Source organism: Emticicia fontis, assembly GCF_054779675.1.
Map to the genome: position 1 here is coordinate 233791 of NZ_BAAGXU010000066.1, position 23889 is coordinate 257679.

The window sequence follows — 23889 nt, forward strand, 5'->3', positions numbered from 1 at the left end:
TTTAAAAATTATAGTTTCAAGAATCATATTAGCGAATTCTATTTCTTGACTGCCACTCCGGTTACAAAGGTAGTTTTTTCAGCAAGAAAATGGGCAAATTGCTTCTTAAAACATAAAAAATGAGGAACGCCGTGCATTCCTCATTTAATGAAACACCTTATACTATTTTATAGATTTTCTTTGATCTTATGAGACTTCTGGCCTTCGGCAAAAAGTGGATACTGGTCGAAAATATTCCGGACAATACTCCTGAAATAATTCTTCTTTGATGAAGCCTTATTAAAAATTCCGGTGGCATATCCTCTCCAGACAACCTCACTTGTTTCGGCTTCTATTAAAGAAATCATTAATGTACCTTTGCCTAAATCATATTTTACTGGTCGATACTCTGTATTATCGTCTTCTGATAATAGCCAACTGGTTAATGAGGGTTGTTCGTAACCCTTATACCTTACGGCATCGTTATAGATAGTAAAATTAATAAATACATTAGGTGCCTGGGCATTAAACACATAGCCGCGTGCTCTCATCTGATATTGTATGGCTTGCTGCACGTCTTCACATATAACTGTTGTGTCGCGCTCGCAATCTACAAAAGCATATGAGCGATATTTTCCGAGGTGATTAGAATAACGATAATCATTTTCCACAAAAACCTTTGCACAACTTCCCAATAAAACCATCAGGCTTAGTAGAAGCATTAACCTTTTCATGATAAAGTCGATTAATATTCGTCTATCCTACGAGGTTTCTCTCCTGCGGCAAAAAGCGGGTACTGGTCGAAAATGTTTCGCACGACACTGCGGTAATAATTGATAGGCTTGTTTACATTTTTATTGAAAACGCCGGAAGCGTATCCACGCCATATTAATCTGCTACTTTCTGCATCTAATAATGACACTAAAATCATTCCGCCACCAAAGTGAAAATTCTGTGCTTTATAGGTATCGTCTTCATCGAAATGATTCACCCAACGGTCTAAAGCAGGCTGAAAATAGCCTTTATAATCTACACGGTCACGGATGATACTATAACTTACCAGTAAGCCTGGTTCCTTATCGGTTACTTTATATCCACGTGCTTTCATCTGGCGACGAATGGCATCCTGAATTTCAGTACAAACAAACGAAGTGTCAATTTCGCAATTCAGGAAATTGTAAGTCTTGTACTTGGTAAAGTCGGTTTCATAACTATAATCGTTATCTACCAACAATTTGAGGCGATTACAACTTGTACTAAGAAAACCTAGGGCAATAAGAGCAGAAAATAAATACAATTTTTTCATACGGCATACAGATTATTTTTGGTTAAATACAGCTTATTCAAACTCATTTATCAACAATCTCACCTATTCATTGCACAACGGGCATACATCAAATATAGTGATCGTTTTCTAAAAAGTCAAGATAAGTTTATTGATTGATTTTAATGTTTTTACGCAAAAACATACGTTTCAATTTACCCATCGCTCATTTTGCAGTATTCCCAAAAAACCTTGCCGTCAGCTCACATAATATTCCAAAGCTCTTTTCATTTCTCCTTTTGATACTGCAATATCGTATAGACAACTACCTGCACCATTAATCAGCGAAAAACGTATTTCTTTACCTTTATTTTTTTTATCTTGTTGTGTATGCCTGATGATTGCCTCAAAGTCATCGGCTTTCATTGACGCTTTTCCATATACCGAAAATATAAACTCTTCGATCTGGGCTAATGTTTCCTCATTAATGAGTTTTCTTTCAAAAGATATATACGACTCTGAGAGCATTCCGGTTGCAATTGCTTCGCCATGAAGCAATCTTTTTTTTCCTTTATCTAAAAAATAGGTCTCAATGGCATGCCCGAGGGTGTGTCCGAAGTTCAGAATTTTGCGCAGACCTTTCTCAGTCGGGTCTTGTTCCACTATTTTTTTCTTGATTTCAACCGAGTGCGCAATCAAATCGGGGAAGTCTTGCTGATCTAAATCTTTCCTTCTGATTTCGTCCCACTTCTCGCCATCCTGAATCAGGCAATGTTTAATAATCTCGGCAAAGCCTGATCGTTTTTCTCTTTCCGAAAGTGTTCCTAAAAATACAGGGTCTATCAACACGGCCTTAGGCAAGGTAAAAACACCTAAATGGTTTTTAAGCCCATGAAAATCTATGCCCAACTTTCCTCCTACACTGGCATCAACCTGCGCCAGCAATGTAGTCGGAATCTGGATAAAATCAATTCCGCGCTTATAGGTAGCTGCACAAAAACCGCCCATATCGCCCACTACTCCACCTCCCAGATTAATCATCAGGGCATGGCGGTCTAGTTCTTCAGCAGTCATGGCCGACCAGATTTGTTCGCAAGTAGTCAGGTTTTTGTATTCTTCGCCATCCTTAACTGTAATCAAGGTGTGCTTGGGCAAAGAATCTTTGATGAAAGGGTAACAGAATTTTTTGGTGTTGGTATCTGCCAGAACGATGATTTTGGAATAGTCTTTCTGACCCAGAAAATTTTGCAGACTTTCGGTAATTGGAGATATGATAACAGACATTTTACCTTTGATTCGTTAAAAAACCAAAGGTAATGAATCATTTAAAGATTTACCAATTTGGCTGAGGGTTGCGCCTAAAAATATCGGACTACAAAACATTATTTGGCAGAATTTGACCCCACTCCCCAACCCCTCTCCCCATTGTTGGGGAGAGGGGCTTTTTTTGTCCCCTCCCCATTATTGGGAAAGGTTAGGGTGGGGTCTATCCAAATATTATTTGGCACAAAAACTTTATACCCATAACCAAACAAAAAGCCCAAAATTAGATTTTGGGCTGATAATTTCTTGAGAAATTTAAAATTTTGTCAATCGCTCTATCCGAAGGCGAGAGTTGAATCTGGTCTAATCCTAGTTTGATATCTGCACAATCGAGGTAGAAGTCAAGTAAATTGCCATCATGAAGCATGGTTTCTTCAATCAGTGAGCTTTCTTGATTGGATGTCTCGTTATACAAATAGCGAATTACATCATCTTGCGTATTGGTAAAGGTTTGTATCATAAGCATATGCGGTTTTACTCATCATTTTTCTAAGGTTGATGAGAGCATAACGCATTCTACCTAACGCTGTGTTGATACTGACCCCAGTAGCATCTGCGATTTCCTGAAAACTCATGTCGTCATAATGACGCATCACAAGCACTTCGCGCTGCTGGTCAGGAAGACGTTTAATCAAATCTCTTAAATGTTCGTGAGACTCTCTTTTGATTTGCATAGACTCAATCGAGTCTTCGGCAAACTCAAGTGTGTTAAACACGCTACTTCCGTCTTCAAACACTACGCTAGGGTAGCGTTTCTCTCTACGGAAAAAGTCAATTGCTAAATTATGAGCTATTCTTAGTACCCACGGAAGAAACTTACCTTCTTCGTTGTATTTACCTTCACGTAAAACTTCTACAGCTTTAATAAAGGTATCTTGTAGCAAATCTTCTGCTACATATTGGTCTTTAACAACAAGGTATATGGTGGTATAGACTTTAGACTTATAACGTTGTACAAGTGTGGCAAAAGCCTTTTCATTACCGCGGATATACAATGATACTAGCTCACTATCGCTAACTTGGATTTTTCCCATTTTTGTATTTCAATTTAGTTAACGTAGAGCTTTATATCATATTGTACATTTTGGTTTTAAATTTCGAAGATTTTTTTTGAATGTTTAAAGATAGTAAAGAAAAGTGATTCCTGTCAAGTCTTTAATACAAATATTTTAGTTAATAATTTGTTAATAAACCAAATGATATTTCGGGTTTAACGTTATATACGAAATAAAACCAAAAATTATACCGTTTTGTTTTGCTTAGTTTTACTACAATAAGTACCTGAATATCAATACCTTATGCATGCATAATATTGCATTGTGGTTTTTCGGTATAGTTTTTGTACCACGCTAATATATCTATCAAAAAGTATTAATATCAAATGTTACGATTGACTAACAAATGTTCCCTAAAGTCTCCGGAATTTTTAAAATCAGAAAATCAGGAGGCACGACGTGCTTTTTTCGTACCGCCAGCAGCATTTGGCTTCGGGTCTGAGAAAAGCCGATTTTTAAGCAAAACAGGGATTGTACTTTTCTTAGTTTTAGCTTTTTCTGTCGGCAAGTCATTCGGACAAAGAGACCAGATAACTACTCAAGCAGGAGAAAAGATAAGATGCAGGATTCTGGATGAAACCCCTACCCGCTTTATTTATGCTTATGTAACACCCACAGGGAAGGTTCTGAGAAATGAAATTTTCAAGAATCTGGTTACTGATTTTAAGTATAATTTTTATGAGGAAGACCTGGTAACCAAAGGCAATAAGGTTGTAACTAAAACAAGCCCTAAAGAGCCTGCTACGAGCACTGATACCCCTAAAACCAATGAGACCCAAAAGTCTGATAATCAGAAGGCTAATACAAATAAAGCCAATGCTGATGCAACAAAGAAACCGGATGGAAAAATTGCAGAAAACAAGCAGAATACACAGAAAGAAACACAGAATACACAAAAAGAAAAAGTAGATAATAAAGAAAAGGAACAACCAAAGGCTGAATCGAACATATCTAAAAGTAGTCCTAAAAAACAGGAAGAAAAGACATTAACTAAAAAAGAAGAAAAAACCAATACGCCAATGGCCACCAAAAAAGCCAAAAGCGAATATGATGATTACCTGAAATTCAGGGTTGGGGTAAGAGGTGGTTTTGGAAATATGCTGACAAAATTGAATACAACAGATGAATTTGGACTTTATCAAGAAAAGCTCATGAGAGGCTGGACATGGGGTGCAGACTTCGCTTACTTCCCGACTGATAACTTCGGATTCGGGATCATGTTCAATAATTTTCAGAGTAAAAACAGTGCGAATAATATTCGTTTCAACTTTATGGAGAACGGATTACCCAAAGATACTTCGGGTAGTATAGCCAATAAACGTTCTGCTAAATTTGTCGGGCCTGTGGTCTATTTCCGTAAAAATATTGATTTTAAAACCATGGTTATTCTAGGCTTGTCACCAGGCGCTTATTTTTATAGTGATAAAGGCACTTATAATGGTTATACCATTCCTTATAAAGGCTGGGATTTTGGCGGTGCAGCTACCCTAGGAATAGATTTCTTGTTGGGTAATGATATTACGGGCAGAGACATTATTCTGAGTCTGGAAGCCGGATATAATTACGGCAAAATTAAATCAATGAATTTCAGTGATGGCAAAGGTGTAGTCAGTCTGGCGAATCCTGTAGATCTGAGCAGAGTAGATTTTACTGTGGGCTTGCGTTTTACGCGTTATCCCAGGTATTTCAAAAACTAATGAAAAGTAACAGAGAATGAATTCGCCGTCTAAAATAACAAAGGAAATGTCATCTTTCAAGTGCAGACTAAAGTCTGCACGAGCATAAAAATTATTTTATACAGGTCTCCATTGATATTTTCTATTAAGGATACATTAGTAAAATTAATCATTAAACAAGTAATGAAAATGCCTGATGTTCGTCAGGCATTTTTAATTTATCAGAGAATCTCTTTCAATTCCACTAGTTTCTTAATCTCGAAAGTAGGCTTCTGCGTTGCCACAAAATCATCTGGATTATAGAAAACTGAATCCATCCGGGCATTTATGGCGCCCAGAATATCCGCTTCAAAGTTGTCACCAATCATGATACTTTCAGAGAGATTAGCTTTTGTTACCCGAATGGCATAATCGAAAATCTTTTTATCCGGCTTGCGAGCCTCTGCCTTTTCAATGGTAATCACCTCTTTAAAATAGTGATCAATCTTAGAGCTACTTATTTTTCTCGCCTGTACCTCTTGCCAACCATTGCTGAGGATGTGCAATTCATACTTAGGTGCAAAAAAATCAAGAATTTCAATAGCCCCTTCTATCAGATGAGATTTTTGCGGAAGCAATTCTAAAAAAGCCTCATTTAATTGCAGTCCAAAAGTTTCGTCAGCATCTACTCCCAAATTAACAAGCGTGTCTCTGAACCGGCGACGGCGGAGTTCTTCATGGGTAATCTCGTTTCTTTCCAACAAAGACCAATAGCGCTTGTTGACTACTGAAAACTCTTGTTGAAAGGCACTCAATTCAGATATATTTGATGTGTGAAGGCTGAAAGCTTCATACAAGTCTGCCAAAGATTCTCTGGAGTTTTTCTCAAAATCCCAGAGTGTGTGGTCGAGGTCAAAAAAGAGATGCTTATACATAAGAGAATGTATTTCCTGCCTTAGGCTCTGACAGGAAATTTAATGATCAATCGCTCAACAGGTTGATTATTTGCTAAATGGCTTTCAACGATTTCATCTACATCGCTCAACTGCACATTGCCATACCATACTCCTTCAGGATATACAACCATTGATGGGCCAAAGGCACAAGCGTCCAGACAACCTGATTTTTGCGCTCTGATGTCAGCAAATGACAATCCCTTGTCTTTGATAGAGGCTTTAAAAGCTTCTACTAATTCCAGACCGTGTACACTTCCGCAAGATTTCTTAGGGGCTTCTTTATCGTTAGTACAAATAAATACGTGTTTTTTAAATTTCATATGCTGTCGTTAAAATAATAATAAACGCCACAAAGGTAAGAAAACTTTGTGGCGTCTGTGGCATATTGTATATGTTCTTTCTGTTATCAGAACCAACCGAATGGGTTCCAGAGACCACCTATACCCCAAATGATAGTAGCAATAATACAGCCCCAGAGCGCTTGTTTCACCTGATCCTTATCATTGTCAGTAATGAAATAAACCAAGCCTAAGCCCACAATACCTAAACAACAGCCCCACCAGAAACCACCAACAATGGGCATTTCTTTGTTTGGCGAAAAATTTGTTTCGGTGTTAGGAATCAAATCAAAACCTTCTAATAACTCAGGATTGGATTTCTTAACCATCTCTAAACTAGCTTCAGGATGCGCTGCCAGGTATTGTTCCAGTTTTTCTACTTTGGCAAATTCATTATCAATAGTTTGCTCTTTGTATTCTAAATCAGCCGAGGCGACAGTAGCAGTGCTAGCACCAGTAGCAGCGGTAGCGGCAAAACCTGAGATAGTAATACCCAAAAGCAAGATTAACAGGAGATTTAGTTTTGTTTTCATTGTGGAGGGAGGTTTAATGTAAATTAGTAACTGTGGCGCGAACGGGACGTTCGCGATTGGTATAGAAAAACGGAAAACTGTTTTGAGGTAATTTAAGTATTAGCAATTATTATTGTTTGCATTCATAAACTATTCCCAATAAAACCAATCACAAAAGAAGCTATACCAACTGCGAACGGGACGTTCGCGCCACAATTGACTATAAGATGCTTATTCCAATAAAAAGGTTGCTTAAGAATTCCAGATTTCCCAGGCTTTTTCGGCTTGCAGGTGGAGCATTTTCAAGCCATTATGTGTTTTAGCGCCTTGCTCCTCTCCTTTCTGCAAAAAGAGCGTCTGCACCGGATTATACACTAAATCGTATAAGTAATGATTGGACGTTAATTGCTCATAAGGAATATCAGGACAAACGTCCGCCTTGGGATAAGTGCCAACGGGCGAAGAATTAATAATGAGTTGATAGTTACCGATTTCAGTAGCTAAATCTTCATAACCAAGCGTATCATCTGACTTGGTACGAGAAACTATCTTATAGGAGATTGATAAATCATTAAGTGCGGCAATGACTGCTTTGGCAGCTCCACCATTGCCTAATACCAAGGCTTTTAGCGGTGTGTTAGCTGGGATAAATTCTTCTAATGAAGTTTTGAAACCGTAATAATCAGAATTATAGCCTATTAGTTTCCCTCCCTCTCCTATCTTAATCACATTTACTGCGCCAACTTTTTCGGCAGAAGCATCCAGACCATCCAGAAAAGGCATCACTGCCTGTTTGTGTGGAATAGTTACATTCAAGCCTTTTAAATCAGATTGGCTTTTGATTAATTCAGGAAAAGTCTGAATATCGGATAGCTCAAATAACTCATAGGCATTGTTATCAGCAATACCTATGAGTGCAAATTTTTCAGTAAAATATTTCTTTGAAAACGAATGGCCAAGAGGGTAGCCAATCAATCCGTAGATGTTCATTTTTTAGTAAAGAAATTGGCTTTAATAATTGCCCAAAGCATTGGAGCAATTGAAATAAAGACGATGCCCAAAACTACTTTCTCAAAATTCTGTTTCACCCATTGGTTAGAGCCTAAGAAATAACCCAGAAGCGTAATGCTTGTTACCCACAAAATAGCGCCAAGGATACAGTACGTAATGTATTTAGGGTATTTCATGCTACCTGCACCGGCTACGAACGGAGCGATAGTACGAACGATAGGCATAAAACGGGCTAAAATTACGGTTCTACCACCATGTTTTTCGTAAAATTCTTCGGTTTGGGTAATATATGAGCGCTTTAAGAAAAGTATTTTATCTCTTGATTTGATGTAATTACTAAAATTTTTGCCGATAAAATAATTCACGTTATCACCTAATAATGCCGCCAGAATTAACAAAGGAATCATTATGGTAATATCCAGTTTTCCGGTTGAAGAAGCCAGTAAACCTGCGGCAAAAAGCAATGAGTCGCCCGGTAATAATGGCATTACGATTAATCCTGTTTCTACAAAAATTATCAGGAATAGAATACCGTAAGTGAGCGTATCGTATTTATCAAGAAAACCCTGTAAGGTCAATAAAGGGTCTTTGAGTAAGTCGATGAGAAAATGTATAATTTCCATAAAAGTCTGTCCCCAATTGGAGTTAAAAGGATATGTGTTTGTGATTTAATCGGATTTATTCGTCCTGAACGATTCTTCTATCGCTGCTGTACTTACCCAATTTGAAACGTTTCTTGGCTTTTTCAGTTAAGAAAGTACCGAAGGTATCGCCTCTTAATCCTAAGCGGATCGTTTCTAAAGGAATCACTTCGTTAGGGGCAATATTTCCCACATTCACATTAGCACCAACCAGTTTCACGAAATATACCTGTTGTGATTTTTGTGGTGCTTCCCAGATAATTTTCTCAGCCGGAATAGCATGAATAATCTCATCTACCAATCCTTGGCGTACTTCTCCACTGCTACGGAACAAACCCACATTACCACCTTCGCGTGCTTCACCGATTACTTTCCATGCACCTGCATTCAGTTCGGCCTGCATCATTTCAATCCATTTATAAGGAGCAAAAATCTTTTCTGCATCTTTTGAACCTACTTCTGAAAGCACTTTTGCACGGGTAGCCAGGCGAGTTATATATCCACACTTTTCATCATGTGGAATCTCAATAGAACCATCGGAAACCTCGCAATGCTCTAAGTCAAACTGATCCAATACTCTCAGATAATCTTCAAACTGGTCTCTTACCACAAAAGCTTCAAAGAGGGTACCGCCAAAGTACACAGGAATACCTGCGTCTTTATACACTTTCAATTTATCTTTCAGATTCGGCGTTACGAAAGAAGTGGCCCAGCCCAGTTTCACGATGTCGATATGTGGTGCGGAAATAGAAAGCATATCTTCTACTTCTCTGATACTCAACCCTTTATCCATTACCATTGTTAGACCAGACTCACGGGGTTTACCAGTACGTTTAGGGACTTGACTTAGGTTATAATTCATTCTTTACAAATACTTTTTTGCAAATGTAATAATTTTTAGATAATCGCTAGTATTAATCTATACAAGTGGCAGCAATAAAAAATGCCATAACTCAAAGTTATGGCATTTTAGAAATCTTTTTTAAATCATATATTTGAGTCTGATCACTTCTTTCTCTGTCAGGAATCTCCATTTACTACGTGGCAGGTCTTTTTTGTTTAACCCTGCATAGGTAGTACGGTCTAATTTCATGACTTCATAGCCAAAATGCTCGAAAATACGACGAACAATGCGATTTTTACCGCTATGAATCTCGATTCCTACTACTTCGGCATCCGGCGTTACCAAACCTAAATCATCTGGTTTGATTAAACCATCCTCCAATTCAACTCCATTTTTAATGGCTTCAAAATGTTCGGTCGTAATGGGTTTGTCCAATTCTACCTGATAAATTTTTCTTATCTCATTTGACGGATGCGATAGTTTTTCGGCTAATTCTCCATCATTGGTTAATAGTAATAAACCAGTAGTGTTTCTATCGAGACGTCCTACCGGATATATTCTTTCTTCACAGGCATTGGCTACCAGATCCATTACTGTTTTGCGCTCGTTCGGGTCTTCAGTAGTGGTGATAAAATCTTTTGGTTTATTCAACAAAAGATAAACCATTTTCTCACGGTTCAATATCTTCTTGCCATATTTCACCACATCGTTTGGCTTAACTTTATAGCCCATTTCTGTGATTTCTTTGCCATTCACTGTAATCTGGCCTGAGGCTATCAGTTCATCCGCATCACGGCGGGAAGCAATACCTGCATTAGAAATATAGCGATTCAGTCTTATCAGTCCATCTGAATCTTTTTCTCTTTCTTCTTTTTCTACCTTGCGCTGCACTCTTGCCGGCAACGAGCTTTTCATTTTATCTAAATTATAGTTGGGTGCTGATAATTTAGATCCACTTGCCTGATTCTCTTTTTTTTCTGGTTTAGCATTTCTGCCAAAACCTCTTTCTTCACGGTTATCGTCTCTTCTATCGAATGAACGTTCTGAGCGGTCACTTGAAAAAGGTTTTTTATCACCATAAGGACGCTTTTCTCTGCTGTCCTCTCTTTTATCGAATGAACGTTCCGGACGGTCACCTGAAAAAGTTTTCTTATCACCGTAAGGGCGTTTTTCAAAACTATCGCCATCTCTTTTAGCAAATGGGCGAGTTGGGCGGTCGCCAGAGAATGATTTCTTTTCGCCGTATGGACGTTTTTCTCTGCTATCTTCTCTTTTATCGAATGAACGTTCCGGGCGGTCATTTGAAAAAGGTTTCTTATCACCATAAGGGCGTTTTTCAGAACTATCCCCGTCTCTCTTCTGGAATGGACGTTCCGGGCGATCACCTGAAAATGGTTTCTTATCACCATAAGGGCGTTTTTCGAAACTATCGCCGTCTCTTTTTGCAAATAGACGCGCTGGGCGGTCACTTGAAAATGGTTTCTTATCACCATAAGGACGTTTTTCAAAACTATCGCCGTCTCTTTTTGCAAATGGACGCGCTGGGCGGTCACTTGAAAAAGGCTTCTTATCACCATAAGGACGTTTTTCAAAACTATCGCCGTCTCTTTTTGCAAATGGACGTGCTGGGCGGTCGCCAGAGAATGGTTTTTTATCACCAAATGGTCTTTTTTCACCGAAACGAGGCTCGGAGAAACTTCTTTCAAAACCATCTTTTTTGGGGAAATTGCCCTTAGGTCTGGCAACTGATTCTGTAGATTTCTTTTCGCTGCGTGGACGTTTATCGTCTGAAAAGCTTTTTTTGTCTGAGCGCTTATCGGCTCCTTGATTGAAAGATTTTTCTTTCGTGTCTTTCCTCGGTCTTTGAGGTCTGTCTGTATTTTTCATTGAGTTTGCAGCATCACTGCTGTAATATATTGATTATCAAGGCGCAAAGGTACAATAATAAAATGATATTTTTATTAAAATAGGTTTAATAAGTATGTATAAACAAAAAATGGCGATTGTTTATAGTAACAATCGCCATTCTTAGTAGACACATATTTATATCGGTTTAAAAATCAAATCACGGTAATCCATCATTGATTTTCTGATTACTTCATGTGCGCCCTCTCTGCCATATACATTCGAGATTTCGATGGCATTCTTTTCATCAGGCAAACTCTTATAAGTCAGGAAATAGTGTTTCAATCTCGCTAAAATAGCCTCTGGTAGTTCACTGATATCCTGAAATTTCTGATAGATCGGATCAGCTACCAATACAGCAATGATTTTATCATCGGCCTCGCCTTTATCTAATAAACACAAACCACCAATCGGAATAGCCTGCAAAAGAATATCACCATGCGGGATATTGTGGCTTGATAATACGCAAATATCCAATGGGTCACCATCGCCTTCTGTTACTTTTTCAGAGCCACGCTCACGAGCTAGTTTGGCTACTTCTTCACCACAATAGGTTTGTGGAATAAAGCCATATAAAGACGGAATAATGTTTGAATACTTTTGCGGACGATCTATCTTCAAATAACCGGATTCTTTGTCAATTTCGTACTTGATGGTATCAGATGGTACAATTTCAATAAATGTTGTGACTGTTTCAGGGGCCTTTTCTCCAATCGGAATACCATGCCAAGGATGTGCTTTGTAAACTGGCTTCATAAAAATGTTTTTTTGGCAAAATAAACACAATTCCCTCAGAATTGCACATTCATTTTAAGTATTCCTAATAAGACATGGGTTTTATTTCAACCAGTTGGTCGTTATTTCCGCCATTGCTGGTGCATATATATACCTTACCATCAGGCGATATGGCGATGTCTCGCAGGCGCCCAAACTGGCTGGCATAATATAAAGTGGGTTGGCCAATAATTGTATTACCATCGCCACTTAGCTCGAAACTATAAAAGGTCTGATTTTTCAGAGATACCATCAATAAATGGTTTTGCCATGCAGGGTAAGCATTGTTATTATAATAATCTAATCCGCAGAAAGCCCATGTTGAGCCACCGGATGAGAAAATAGGCTCAACCACATTGTTGTTTGCACAAAAAGTTATTTCAGAAGGGGTATTACAAGGCCCTTCTACAGTAGGCCAGCCATAATTCCTTTTTTTCTGAATCAGATTTATTTCATCCTCGATTGAACCACCATGAGAACTGACATATAATTTATTATTGGCATATACCATTCCCTGTGAATTTCTATGCCCGATACTCCAGACAGGGCTACCTGCATAAGGGTTATCAGCCGGAATACTTCCATCAAGATTTATTCTTAGAATTTTACCGTTGACACTGGTAGAATCCTGAGATAAATTGCCATTTCCGGCGTCGCCGGTGGTGATAAATAATTTCAGATCCGGTGTAATCAATAATCGGCTTCCGTTGTGAATCGTATTTCCGGCAATGTTGTCTAACAGAATCTGAGGGCTTTCTAAAGTAGTGCCATTATAGGTGTATCTGACTACTTTCTCCTGAGAGCTTCCATTGGTATAATTGTGCACAACATAAACATAAGGCGAATTACTGAAATCAGGATGAAGTACCATGCCTAATAAACCACCTTCGCCATTATTCAATACGTCAGGAACAGTAAAAACTGATATAATCTGACCATTTTGCGGATTCACTCGACTGATTTTACCACTTCTTTCGGTCATCCAGATATAATTATCTGGCCCCCATAAAATCTCCCATGGAAAATTTAGCTTATTTGCTACTCTGCGGGTTTGTAAATAAGAAGTATCATGACAAGCCTCAATGGTTGCCTTAAAAATACTTCCGGGTTTCGCCTCAAAACCTGTGTTTAAAGCTACACCCTTTGCTGCTTTAAAATGAACATTGGTGCTGGCATTGATAAAACTGGTTCCTGTTACATTATTTGCTTCGAAAACGTGTGTACCACTGGTAAGTCCGGTGTTTACCACCACATTATCTGCACATGGAATGACTTCTACAATAATTTCATTATTTGATCCGCCGCTTGTGCTGCAATTCGCCGAAATTTTAGTTGTGCTCGCCGGAGAAACGCTGATACTGGTACCTGTTTGCCCTGTTGACCAGGTAACGCTGCCCGTGCAGCCGGAGGCCGTCAGATTAACACTTTGCCCTACATTGATAAGAGAATGAGCCGGAGATAGATAGAAAGTGTTGTACTGACCATAAAGCAAATTTGAACTACAAAAAAGTAGAAAGAAGAGGTTTTTCATGGTCGTTTTTGTTAGAAAATACGAAACTATAACTACTAAACTTTTGTTTTTGTTTAATAGCCTTTTATCAAAGACTCTCACCTTATGCAATACAAACTCACTTCGAATTATAAACCTACCGGAGACCAGCCACAAGCGATTGAAAAACTGGTAGAGGGAATTAAAAATGGAGAAGAAACCCAGGTTTTATTGGGGGTTACAGGTTCGGGCAAAACCTTTACTGTTGCCAATGTTATCTCACAACTGGATCGGCCTGTGCTGATACTAAGCCACAACAAAACCCTTGCTGCTCAATTATATGGAGAGTTCAAACAATTCTTCCCCGAAAATGCGGTAGAGTATTTTATCAGTTATTACGACTACTATCAGCCGGAAGCCTATATTGCCACTACCAATACCTATATTGAAAAGGATTTGATGATTAATGAAGAAATTGATAAGCTCAGGCTCTCAACTGTTTCTTCTTTGTTGTCAGGTCGTCGCGACGTAGTTGTAGTTGCTTCGGTTTCCTGTATTTATGGTGCAGGAAACCCGCATGAAATGCAACAGAGTATTATTCAGGTGAAAACAGGGCAGAACTTTAGCCGGAATCAGTTTCTCTATAAACTGGTTGAAATTCTTTACTCCCGCACAGAGGCTGAGTTTACCCGTGGGAATTTCAGGGTAAAAGGTGATACGGTAGATTTGTATCCAAGTTATGCTGATTTTGCTTTCCGTTTTATATTTTTTGGAGATGAAATAGAAGAGATTCAGCGGATAGACCCCAATAACGGCAAGAAACTATCGACTGAAAAGCAGATTGCTATTTTCCCCGCTAACCTATTTGTAACCGGAAGAGATGTGATGCATAATGCCATTCATGAGATACAGGACGAATTGGTGAAACAGGTTAAATATTTTGAGTCTGATGGACGCTTGATGGAAGCGCAACGGATTCAGGAGCGAACTGAGTTTGATCTGGAAATGATGCGTGAGTTGGGCTATTGCTCGGGCATTGAAAACTACTCAAGATATTTTGATAGACGCCAACCCGGTCAGCGTCCCTTCTGTTTATTAGATTATTTCCCGGAAGATTTTCTTCTGGTGGTAGATGAAAGCCATGCTTCAATGCCTCAGATACGAGCCATGTGGGGTGGAGACCGCTCACGTAAGGAGTCGTTGGTAGAATACGGTTTCCGTTTACCATCGGCTATGGATAATCGCCCGTTGAAGTTTCAGGAATTTGAAGAGCTGGTGGGGCAAACCATTTTTGTAAGTGCGACTCCTGCCGATTATGAAATCAGAAGAGCTGAGGGAGTTGTAGTAGAGCAGATTATCCGTCCAACAGGATTACTTGACCCTGAAATTGAGGTGAGACCAAGTATTAATCAGATTGATGATTTACTGGAAGAAATCCACCTCAGAGTAGAACGAAAAGAACGGGTACTGGTTACTACGCTAACCAAAAGAATGGCTGAAGAGCTGAGTAAATTTCTGGATAGAGTGGGTGTTAAAGGCCGATATATTCACTCGGAAGTGAAAACTTTTGAGCGTGTTGAGATTCTTCGGGAATTGAGATTAGGTATATTTGATGTATTGGTTGGGGTTAACTTATTGAGAGAGGGGCTTGATTTGCCAGAGGTATCATTAGTAGCGATTATGGATGCCGACAAAGAGGGTTTCTTGCGTGATATTCGCTCTTTGATTCAAACAATTGGCCGTGCAGCCCGTAATGAAAATGGTAAGGTATTGATGTATGCCGATACCATGACAGGCTCAATGGCTAAGGCAATTGAAGAAACGAATCGCCGCCGTGCGATCCAGATGGCTTATAATGAGGCCAATGGTATTACTCCTAAAACGGTCTTTAAATCGAAAGAGGCTATTATGGAGCAAACCTCTATTGCTGATAGTAGAGCAACTACCAAGACTTATTATCTGGAACCACAGGAAGTAAATGTAGCAGCCGACCCTGTTGTAGGTTATATGAACAAAGGGCAATTACAAAAACTAATGGAAGAAACCCAGAAAAAGATGGAACGTGCCGCCAAAGAGCTTGACTTCCTGGAGGCAGCCAGATTCAGAGATGAAATGGTTCAGTTGAAAGAGAAGATTGAGAAATTATAAAACGATGTATATAAAAAATGTAGGGGTTCAGAATTCTGAACCCCTACGTTTTTTATTGTAATATCATTTCGAAATCAGAAAGGCAAATCATCACCACCGTTTCCGGCCATTTCAATCGGCGGAGAAGTTGGTATTGGCGCAGGTTTTGGTGCATATCCACCACCGCCGCTGTTGCTGCCATAAGATGATGCTGATTCATTTTCTTCAACGGCATTGCTTCTACCCCCTATTAATTGCAGGGCCGTGCCTCTGATTTTTTGCGTATATCGCTCCTGACCGTTCTGGTCAGTCCATTTTTCTGTACGAATTCTTCCCTCTACATAAGCCATGTCTCCTTTCTTCAAATATTGCTCAGCAACATTTGCCAGATTCTCCCATAGCTCAATGCGATGCCACTCTGTTTGCTCTACTTTTTCACCGTTTCTGTTTGTATAGTTTTCTGAGGTAGCGATGCTAAAGTTTACCACTTTACCACCGTTCGGAAGTGTGCGGACTTCGGGGTCTGACCCCAATCTTCCTAAAATAATCGCTTTGTTTACACCAGCCATTTTTCTGAAATGTTTGAAATATTGACGTTTTGATAATAAACAAATTTACAAAGAATTTATTGGATTTTTATTAAAATTTTGTCAATTATTTTAAGTTTCAAGTGGTTTTTATCATACTTTTTCAGAGCCGTCCGGGAGTTTCTCTATTTTTAATAAAATAGAGAAAAAGGCCATTTTTTAAGGTCGATTTTTAGCGAAAAATCTTTTTAAATGATGGCAATGCACTCTACTGAAATAAGAATATTACCCGGGAAAGGCATTAGTTGTGGTGCACTTCTGGCTGGGGCATTTTCAGGAAAGAATTGAGTGTATACTTTATTGATTACACTAAAATCAGGATCACAGCCTGAGACCATAAAAACACTGGTCTTTATTACTTTTTGTAGGCTACTGCCTGCTTCTTCCAGAATTGTTTCGATGTTTCTGAATGTCTGCATGGCCTGGTCTTCAAAACTATCGCTGATGAGTTTTCCGGTTTCGGGGCTAAGTCCCCAGGTACCTGAAAGGAAAATGAAATCTCCGGCAATAACTGCCTGCTGAAAAGCCAGATTAGTTCTGGGCACTTTAGGCGTATTAAAATTCATTCTTTCCATCTGAGCAATGTTTTAGTTTATAATGATTACACAAAGGTGGAAGAAAATCCAAATGCCCAAAGTGACGATTGATTGCTGGTGGCGTTGGCTGATTATCTGGTTAGTGATATTTGAAAGTTGGATAGATTTTTTATACACATTACCCTATCAAATCCTTCGCAATTTGCCCAAGTGTTTTTAGTGCCTCATAAGTCTGGTCGTTCCAGTGAAGTCCGAAATTCAACCTCAGGCAATTATTGAATTGGTTTCTTAAGGTAAACATTTTGCCCGGAGCAATGCTTATTTTCTGTTTAATGGCTCGCTCATATAATTCAACTGTATCAATTCTTTCGTCCAATTCAAGCCAGAGTACAAAACCACCTTTGGGTCTGCTGGCTTTGGTGCCTTCAGGAAAAAACTCGTTGATGATTTTCAGGTATTGCAGATAATTATAATACAAAGTATTTCTTAGTTTGCGCAGATGCGTTTCGTATCGGCCGTTTTCCAGAAAAATAGCAATGGCTTCTTCTGTGATACTGGTTGAGGAGATGGCATGATAGAGTTTTTTCTTTAATACCTGTTCTTTAAACCTTCCTGCTTCAACCCAACCTACCCGATAACCCGGTGCCAGACTTTTAGAAACCGAGCCACACCATAGTACTAAGCCTGTTTTATCAAATGTTTTACAGGATTTCGGGCGTTGATTGCCGAAATATACATCGGCATTAATATCATTTTCAATCAGAGGTATCTGGTATTTTTCTAGCAGTTCTACCAGTATTTTCTTATTTTCATCGGGCATACAGCTCCCTAATGGATTACTGAAATTGGTAATCAACAAAATAAGTTTTATTGGAGTTTGGCTCAGGGTTTCTTCCAGTGTTTTAAGGTCAATGCCTGTCTCGGCATAACATGGAAGCTCAATGATATTCAGTTGTAAACTTTGGGCTACCTGTATCATACCAAAAGAGACGGGGCTTTCAAGAACAATGGTATCTCCTGGCCTAGTTAATGCCATCAGGCAATACGAGATAGCATTCAGGCAGCCACTTGTGGTGATAATATTATCCGGGTCAAGATTGGCTTCCATGGCAAAGGCCCATCTGGCAATTTGTTTACGTAATTTTTCATTGCCTTGCGGATGCTCTATCGGTATCCCACTTCCTTCCATCTGCCGCATGGCTTGTACCAGTCCTTTGTTTAATTTGGCAATAGGCAATAATTCATTGGCAGGTATCCCTAACGAAAGTGAAATATATTTCTCACGAATGCCCATATTATCATAAACCCTCGACACGAGTGTCTCAATTGTTCCTTCAAAATGATGATTTGATGGATTACTTACCATGGGCACATCCAGCATTTTTTTAGGGGAATTACACACAAAATAGCCTGATTGTGGTCTGGCTTCAATTAAAGCCTTACTTTCCAGAAAATAATACGCCTGCAAGGCCGTGCTCTGGCTCACACCATATTCTTGACAAATAGTGCGAAGGGAAGGAATTTTCTCTCCTACCTTGAGGACACCTTTTATAATCTGCCGCTCAATGACTGAGGCTATTCTTTCATACAAAAATTCATCGCTGGTTAATCTGCTTGTCATAACTGCTATGGTTAAAAATAACAAAACTGCATCTGTTATGGTAAAGTTCAATTATAGAATTTTGTCCGGCCGATGAATTGTTGAAATACACGTTCATTTGGTCATTACATATTATCTATCAAAAGCGAGTGAAACATTCTATGAATATCTATATCGTGGGGGCAGGTGCTATCGGAAAGGCTTTGGCTATTGCCCTGAGCAACACCAATCATAACGTAACATTACTAAGGGCGACTGTGGCTGAAGCAAAAGCATATAATACGGACCTACGCCTGATTTTAAGTACTAGCAGTGAGCTTCCGGCTACGGTGAAAATCTCTTCTATTAATCAATATGAAAAATTGGATGGCCTTATTGTCCTAACCAATAAATCATATGGGAATCAGCAGATTTGTGAATTGTTGAAAGATAAAACAGGAAACTCCCCAATTATAATTCTCCAAAATGGCTTGGGAGTGGAAGATATTTTTATTGAAAATCAATTCCCACAAATTTATCGATGTGTGCTTTTTGCGACGAGTCAGGTATTAGATCAAAACAAAGTGAGTTTTAAACCTGTTTCGGCCTCGGTTATTGGCACCATTAAAGGTAATAAAAATGAATTATTAACCATTGTAGAAAGTCTCAACACCGAACTTTTCCCATTCAAAGCAGAAGAAAACATTCAGAAAATCATCTGGAAAAAAGCTATTACTAATTGTGTATATAATTCTGTTTGTCCACTAATTGAGGTAGATAATGGCATCTTCCATAGAGATGCTGATGTGCTTGCCATTGCTAAAAGAATCATTGATGAATGTATTCAGGTGGCTCATGCTTATGGGATTGAACTCTCATCGCAAGAGGTATTGGATAGTCTTTTGATGATCAGTAAGTTCTCTGACGGGCAACTTATTTCTTCTTATCAGGATATTCTCAATAAAAGAACTACCGAGATTGAAACACTCAATTTTGCTGTGGTGAAAATGGCCGAAGCCATTGGCCAGGCACATCTGGTAAAAGAAACCCGACTACTAGGCGAATTAACCAGACTCAAATCTGATATAAGCAGAAATAAACCAGCTGTATAAATACTACCTAAACAAAACGATAACCCTAACAATACTTATGTCTTTAGAAAAATATTTCAGAAAAAAGCCTCTTAGTGCTTATCAGAACGACCTGCATAATAGTGAACTCAAAAGAGTACTTGGCAAATGGGAATTAACCGCTATTGGTGTGGGCGCGGTAATTGGCGGAGGTATTTTTGTGCTTACGGGCGTAGCGGCTAATTTATATGCAGGCCCGGCCTTAACCATTTCATTTATCTTAGCTGGCATTGGCTGTTTGTTTGCCGGCTTATGCTATGCCGAATTTGCCAGTATATTACCTGTTTCGGGTTCAGCCTATGCCTATTCGTATGGTACAATGGGAGAGTTTTTTGCGTGGTTCATAGGTTGGAATTTGATTTTGGAATACCTGATGGGGGCTACTACTGTGGCTGTTAGCTGGTCAAAATATTTCGTTAAACTCCTGCATTTGTTTAACGTTGATGGCATTCCGGTCTGGTTATTAAATGACCCTATTAGTGCTAAGGAGGAAGCACTTCTCAAAGGCATAGAGGCGCCTGCCTTTTCAATCAACCTTCCGGCTATGCTAATACTCTGGGTGGTTACTTATATATTAGTAAAGGGCATAAAAGAGTCGGCCAAAACCAATAACGTGATTGTGACAATCAAAGTGCTTGCTGTGCTATTTGTAATTATTGTTGGTGCCTTTTATGTAAAAGAATCAAATTGGCAGCCATATATTCCTGAAAAAGTAGTAGATGCCAATGGTGATTCTCATTATGGAATTTCCGGTGTGATGACTGCCGCAGGGATTGTCTTTTTTGCTTTTATTGGTTTTGATGCGGTATCTACGCAATCGCAGGAAGCGGTTAATCCTACCAAAGATATTCCTTTTGCTATTATTGTTTCGCTAATCTGTTGTACGCTTTTATATGTGCTGGTCTCGCTGGTTCTAACGGGAATGGTCAACTATAAAAGTCTTGATTTAGGTGCGCCTGTGGCTTCTGCCTTTAGTGAAGTAGGGCTCAACTGGGCATCTGGTTTGATTATTATTGCGGCAGTAGTAGGATTAATATCAGTTATGCTAGTAATGCTACTTTCACAAACCAGGATTTTTCTGAATATGGCTAAAGATGGATTATTACCTGCCAGATACTTTGCTGCCATTCATCCCACCTTTAAAACTCCATGGAAAAGCACGATACTGGTTGGATTTGTGGCTTCTATTGTAGCTGCGCTTACACCTATCGAAAAAGCATCCAAAATGACCAGTATCGGTACGCTGTTTGCCTTTGCTATGATTTGTGCGGCGGTATTAGTTCTCAGAAAAAAACAACCTGATTTGCATAGGCCATTCAAGCTAAAGTATCTTACGCTGATAGCTCCTTTGGGAATTATATTTAACGTGCTTCTAATGTTTAGTCTGGATAAATCGACGTGGTTACGGTTACTTGTCTGGAGTATAATTGGTATTGTTATCTATTTCGCTTATAGCGCCCGGCATAGTCATCTGAATAAAGATGAATAAATTCAAATAACCATTTTATCACGGAGTTTTGCATGGATTAGTACCAAGCATTTAGATGTTGTCTCAGTGAAACTCTTTGCGACTCCGTGGTAAAACATAGGTATATATCTATGATTGAGGATTAAATTCGTTCTGATGCTTCTTTAAATATTTTTCGATCAGAATAGGCTTTGGTAAATCTTCTATTTCTGCCCATGAATAAAATTCATAATCTAATGGTATTTGTATGCCCGTATCTTCATTGAGTACTATATGCCAGAATCTTACTTCAATAGTCTGGTGGGTTAATACATGCTTATAAATTTCTGAGGTATTTTTAATAGTGGAGACTGGTAGAATCTCCAGCAGAAAATCATTGTCAGTTGCTTCTATCTGTAACAGACTGTCTTTACTTTCTACCAGAAAAAAATCGTAAAGCCCCTCCCATATATCTTTAGGGCCTCTTTCAGACATCATCCATTTTCCTGATTGTTCAATCACGAAATAATCAAAATAGCGTTTTTTGACTTTTACTTTCTTTGATTTTACTGGTAAAACGGCCTGTTTCCCTTTAGCGTTTGCCTCACAATCATAATGGAAAATACAAAACATACAGCCAGGATTTGCGGGCGTGCAATAAGTTGCCCCGAATTCCATCATGGCTTGATTGTGTGTACCGGGAGCCTTCTCTGAAATCAATTCATTGGCTAAATCGCTGAAAACTTTTTTGGCTTCATGGCTGGCTATGTCTGTTTCAATATCAAATAGTCTTGCCAATACTCTGTATACGTTTCCATCTACTACTGCTACTTTTTCGTCAAAGGCAAAAGAAGCAATGGCCGCAGCTGTATAAGGGCCTATGCCTTTCAATTTGAGTAATCCGGCATAATTCTCAGGGAACTGACCATTCCATTCAGTGGCAATAATTTTGGCAGTCTGGTGCATATTTCTGGCTCTCGAATAATAGCCTAATCCCTGCCAGAGGCGCAGCACATCCTTTTCTTCGGCATTGGCCAAATCTATAATGGTGGGGTATTTTTCAACAAATTTATTGTAGTAGGGCAATCCCTGTACTACACGGGTTTGTTGCAGGATTACTTCCGATAACCAAATTTGATAAGGGTCTTTGGTATTCCGCCATGGTAAATCTCTTTTATTCCGCTGATACCAGTTTTGAAGTATTTCGGAAAACGTTTGTCTTTCCAATTTTTATCGAAGTTTTCTTAATAATCTCTTATTTTTTCTTTCCCTAAAAAAGTATTTTGTCATTAAAAAAAGTATAACTCACTAATTATTAAGCGATTATATAAAAAAATATTAAAATCTTTTTGGCATAGTATTGCTAAATCCTATATCTTTGCAAACCCAAAATAAAACCAAAGAGTTTGGGTATGTTGAATTAATAAAACAGAGTGCTTCTGATTTAGTTTTTTTTACGTCCTTTCAATTCAATATTTATCTTGGTGAAAATCAATATTATCACTCTTAAAAAAACGTTACGATCGTGACTAAAGCAGAAGTAATTTCAGCTATTGCCGACAAGACTGGCGTGGACAAAGCAAGTGTATCATCTACACTTGAGGCATTTTTTGACACAGTAAAAGACACATTAGCCCAAGGCGATGCTGTCTATGTTAGAGGTTTCGGAAGTTTTGTAAACAAAAGAAGAGCTGCTAAAAAAGCTCGTAACATTTCTGCTAAAACTACGGTGACCGTTCCTGCTCACTCTGTTCCGGGCTTTAAACCAGCCAAAGAATTTACGGAACAAGTAAAAGCAAACGTGAAATAATCTCATTGCCCTAAAGGGCCAATTGCCCGATCATGGATAGTGACGAGCTATCCATGATTAAAAAATCTTTCTATGAAACGACATTCTCTGATATTAATTGTGATAGCGATAGCCCTGACGGGCTTTCTTTATTATCGCCCGAAAGTAGTTGTTAAAAACGAAGCCAAAGCTAATCGTGATCAGGTAGCTAGTGATAAAGCACCTGCAGCAGACAAAAGCAAAGGTGATATTACCACACAGGCACCGAAATTATCGCCGGAAGAAGAAAAACAAATAAGCGAACTGAAACAAAAATTAGCCGCTGCTTCCGACAAAGTACCTGTTTATAATGAAATAGCAGAGGCATTTGCCAAAGCTAACAGTTTTGACAGTGCAGCAGTTTACGTTGAAAAAATCGCACTGGCACAACCTACTACCGAACATTGGCTGAGAGCTGGAGATGCTTATTACCAAGCGTTTACCCTGGCTTTGAAACCAGAAAATGTAGAACGTCTGGCAGGAAAGACCCGTGCGGCTTATAACAAAGTATTAGAGAAAAGTCCGAGACAGTTGCAGGCCAAGACTAACCTGGCTATGACTTATGTACAGACTGACTCACCGATGCAAGCCATTATGATGCTGAGAGAGGTATTGGAAGAAGAACCAAACTTTGAGCCTGCCTTAATGAACATGGGTGTATTATCGATGCAATCGAACCAGTATGCCAAGGCTGCTGACCGTTTCAGACAGGTGTTGAGAATCAACCCTGGCAATGTAAATGCGCAGTTTGGATTAGGTTATAGCTTGCTGGAACTGGGAGAAAAAGAACAGGCGAAAAAAATCCTGCTTGATTTAAAACAAAAAGTAAAAGAACCGACTTTATTAGAAGAACTCAATAAGACTTTGGAGAGTATAAAATAATTCATTATCTTTGCGGTTCGATAAAAA

24 protein-coding genes are annotated in these 23889 nt (G+C 38.9%); 6 read left to right on the plus strand and 18 right to left on the minus strand.

Annotated elements, in window-relative coordinates; all coding sequences use genetic code 11:
* Positions 1–167 precede the first annotated feature (167 nt).
* From ACYVFA_RS26395 to ACYVFA_RS26415, 5 genes are all read right to left on the minus strand, one after another.
* Positions 168–713, minus strand: coding sequence for a DUF4136 domain-containing protein (locus ACYVFA_RS26395; protein WP_460474865.1), 546 nt, complete (start codon positions 711–713; stop codon positions 168–170).
* 11 nt (positions 714–724) lie between these two features.
* Positions 725–1285: a DUF4136 domain-containing protein gene (locus tag ACYVFA_RS26400; protein WP_460474866.1), complete on the minus strand. Its 561-nt coding sequence runs from the start codon at positions 1283–1285 to the stop codon at positions 725–727.
* A 216-nt stretch (positions 1286–1501) separates the two neighbouring features.
* A complete protein-coding gene (gene aroB, locus ACYVFA_RS26405) occupies positions 1502–2527 on the minus strand; it encodes a 3-dehydroquinate synthase (protein WP_460474867.1) in 1026 nt (341 codons plus the stop codon).
* Between the two features lie 262 nt (positions 2528–2789).
* Entirely contained in the window at positions 2790–3026 is a 237-nt protein-coding gene (locus ACYVFA_RS26410) for a hypothetical protein (protein ID WP_460474868.1), read from the minus strand.
* The gene (locus ACYVFA_RS26415) at positions 2995–3600 is read right to left on the minus strand and encodes an RNA polymerase sigma factor (protein ID WP_116982786.1); all 606 of its coding nucleotides are present in this window, start codon (positions 3598–3600) and stop codon (positions 2995–2997) included. Before ACYVFA_RS26415 ends, ACYVFA_RS26410 begins: the two co-directional genes overlap by 32 nt.
* A gap of 347 nt (positions 3601–3947) precedes the next feature.
* Between ACYVFA_RS26415 and ACYVFA_RS26420 the strand changes: the two genes are divergently transcribed.
* Positions 3948–5318 carry a hypothetical protein gene (locus ACYVFA_RS26420; protein ID WP_460474869.1) on the plus strand — a complete coding sequence of 457 codons (1371 nt, stop codon included), beginning with the start codon at positions 3948–3950 and terminating at the stop codon, positions 5316–5318.
* A 200-nt stretch (positions 5319–5518) separates the two neighbouring features.
* Here the strand turns inward: ACYVFA_RS26420 and ACYVFA_RS26425 are convergent, their stop codons facing one another.
* The 9 genes from ACYVFA_RS26425 to ACYVFA_RS26465 all read right to left on the minus strand — a co-directional run bounded on the left by ACYVFA_RS26425 (position 5519) and on the right by ACYVFA_RS26465 (position 13788).
* Positions 5519–6211: a YjjG family noncanonical pyrimidine nucleotidase gene (locus ACYVFA_RS26425; RefSeq protein WP_460474870.1), complete on the minus strand. Its 693-nt coding sequence runs from the start codon at positions 6209–6211 to the stop codon at positions 5519–5521.
* A gap of 20 nt (positions 6212–6231) precedes the next feature.
* Complete coding sequence (locus tag ACYVFA_RS26430) at positions 6232–6552, minus strand: (2Fe-2S) ferredoxin domain-containing protein (RefSeq protein WP_460474871.1); 321 nt, start codon at positions 6550–6552, stop codon at positions 6232–6234.
* A gap of 86 nt (positions 6553–6638) precedes the next feature.
* On the minus strand, positions 6639–7103 hold the full coding sequence (locus tag ACYVFA_RS26435) for a hypothetical protein (protein WP_460474872.1): 465 nt from the start codon (positions 7101–7103) through the stop codon (positions 6639–6641).
* Positions 7104–7334: 231 nt separating this feature from the next.
* A complete protein-coding gene (locus ACYVFA_RS26440) occupies positions 7335–8072 on the minus strand; it encodes a shikimate dehydrogenase family protein (protein WP_460474873.1) in 738 nt (245 codons plus the stop codon).
* Positions 8069–8716 (minus strand): SNARE-associated domain-containing protein, encoded by a 648-nt coding sequence (locus ACYVFA_RS26445; RefSeq protein WP_460474874.1) that lies wholly within the window; start codon positions 8714–8716, stop codon positions 8069–8071. The genes ACYVFA_RS26440 and ACYVFA_RS26445 overlap by 4 nt, the downstream gene beginning before the upstream one ends.
* A 55-nt stretch (positions 8717–8771) precedes the next feature.
* Positions 8772–9596, minus strand: coding sequence for a phosphosulfolactate synthase (locus ACYVFA_RS26450; RefSeq protein ID WP_460474875.1), 825 nt, complete (start codon positions 9594–9596; stop codon positions 8772–8774).
* 120 nt (positions 9597–9716) lie between these two features.
* A complete protein-coding gene (locus tag ACYVFA_RS26455) occupies positions 9717–11465 on the minus strand; it encodes a pseudouridine synthase (protein WP_460474876.1) in 1749 nt (582 codons plus the stop codon).
* Positions 11466–11621: 156 nt separating this feature from the next.
* The gene (locus tag ACYVFA_RS26460; protein ID WP_460474877.1) at positions 11622–12239 is read right to left on the minus strand and encodes an inorganic diphosphatase; all 618 of its coding nucleotides are present in this window, start codon (positions 12237–12239) and stop codon (positions 11622–11624) included.
* A gap of 64 nt (positions 12240–12303) precedes the next feature.
* Positions 12304–13788 carry a PQQ-dependent sugar dehydrogenase gene (locus ACYVFA_RS26465; RefSeq protein ID WP_460474878.1) on the minus strand — a complete coding sequence of 495 codons (1485 nt, stop codon included), beginning with the start codon at positions 13786–13788 and terminating at the stop codon, positions 12304–12306.
* Between the two features lie 84 nt (positions 13789–13872).
* On the opposite strand from ACYVFA_RS26465, the gene uvrB reads away from it, so the two are divergent.
* Positions 13873–15894 (plus strand): excinuclease ABC subunit UvrB, encoded by a 2022-nt coding sequence (uvrB, locus tag ACYVFA_RS26470; RefSeq protein ID WP_460474879.1) that lies wholly within the window; start codon positions 13873–13875, stop codon positions 15892–15894.
* Positions 15895–15968: 74 nt separating this feature from the next.
* On the opposite strand, the gene ssb is transcribed toward uvrB, so the two are convergent.
* From ssb to ACYVFA_RS26485, 3 genes are all read right to left on the minus strand, one after another.
* The gene (gene ssb, locus ACYVFA_RS26475) at positions 15969–16442 is read right to left on the minus strand and encodes a single stranded DNA-binding domain-containing protein (protein ID WP_460474880.1); all 474 of its coding nucleotides are present in this window, start codon (positions 16440–16442) and stop codon (positions 15969–15971) included.
* A gap of 206 nt (positions 16443–16648) precedes the next feature.
* The gene (locus ACYVFA_RS26480) at positions 16649–17035 is read right to left on the minus strand and encodes a RidA family protein (protein WP_460474881.1); all 387 of its coding nucleotides are present in this window, start codon (positions 17033–17035) and stop codon (positions 16649–16651) included.
* Positions 17036–17174: 139 nt separating this feature from the next.
* Positions 17175–18617 (minus strand): aminotransferase-like domain-containing protein, encoded by a 1443-nt coding sequence (locus ACYVFA_RS26485; protein ID WP_460474882.1) that lies wholly within the window; start codon positions 18615–18617, stop codon positions 17175–17177.
* 140 nt (positions 18618–18757) lie between these two features.
* Between ACYVFA_RS26485 and ACYVFA_RS26490 the strand changes: the two genes are divergently transcribed.
* Complete coding sequence (locus tag ACYVFA_RS26490; RefSeq protein ID WP_460474883.1) at positions 18758–19687, plus strand: ketopantoate reductase family protein; 930 nt, start codon at positions 18758–18760, stop codon at positions 19685–19687.
* A 37-nt stretch (positions 19688–19724) separates the two neighbouring features.
* Complete coding sequence (locus ACYVFA_RS26495; protein WP_460474884.1) at positions 19725–21194, plus strand: APC family permease; 1470 nt, start codon at positions 19725–19727, stop codon at positions 21192–21194.
* A 108-nt stretch (positions 21195–21302) separates the two neighbouring features.
* Here the strand turns inward: ACYVFA_RS26495 and mutY are convergent, their stop codons facing one another.
* Entirely contained in the window at positions 21303–22379 is a 1077-nt protein-coding gene (gene mutY, locus ACYVFA_RS26500) for an A/G-specific adenine glycosylase (RefSeq protein ID WP_460474885.1), read from the minus strand.
* Positions 22380–22677: 298 nt separating this feature from the next.
* On the opposite strand from mutY, the gene ACYVFA_RS26505 reads away from it, so the two are divergent.
* Entirely contained in the window at positions 22678–22962 is a 285-nt protein-coding gene (locus ACYVFA_RS26505) for an HU family DNA-binding protein (RefSeq protein WP_130018959.1), read from the plus strand.
* 72 nt (positions 22963–23034) lie between these two features.
* Positions 23035–23862 (plus strand): tetratricopeptide repeat protein, encoded by an 828-nt coding sequence (locus tag ACYVFA_RS26510; protein WP_460474886.1) that lies wholly within the window; start codon positions 23035–23037, stop codon positions 23860–23862.
* Positions 23863–23889: the final 27 nt, after the last annotated feature.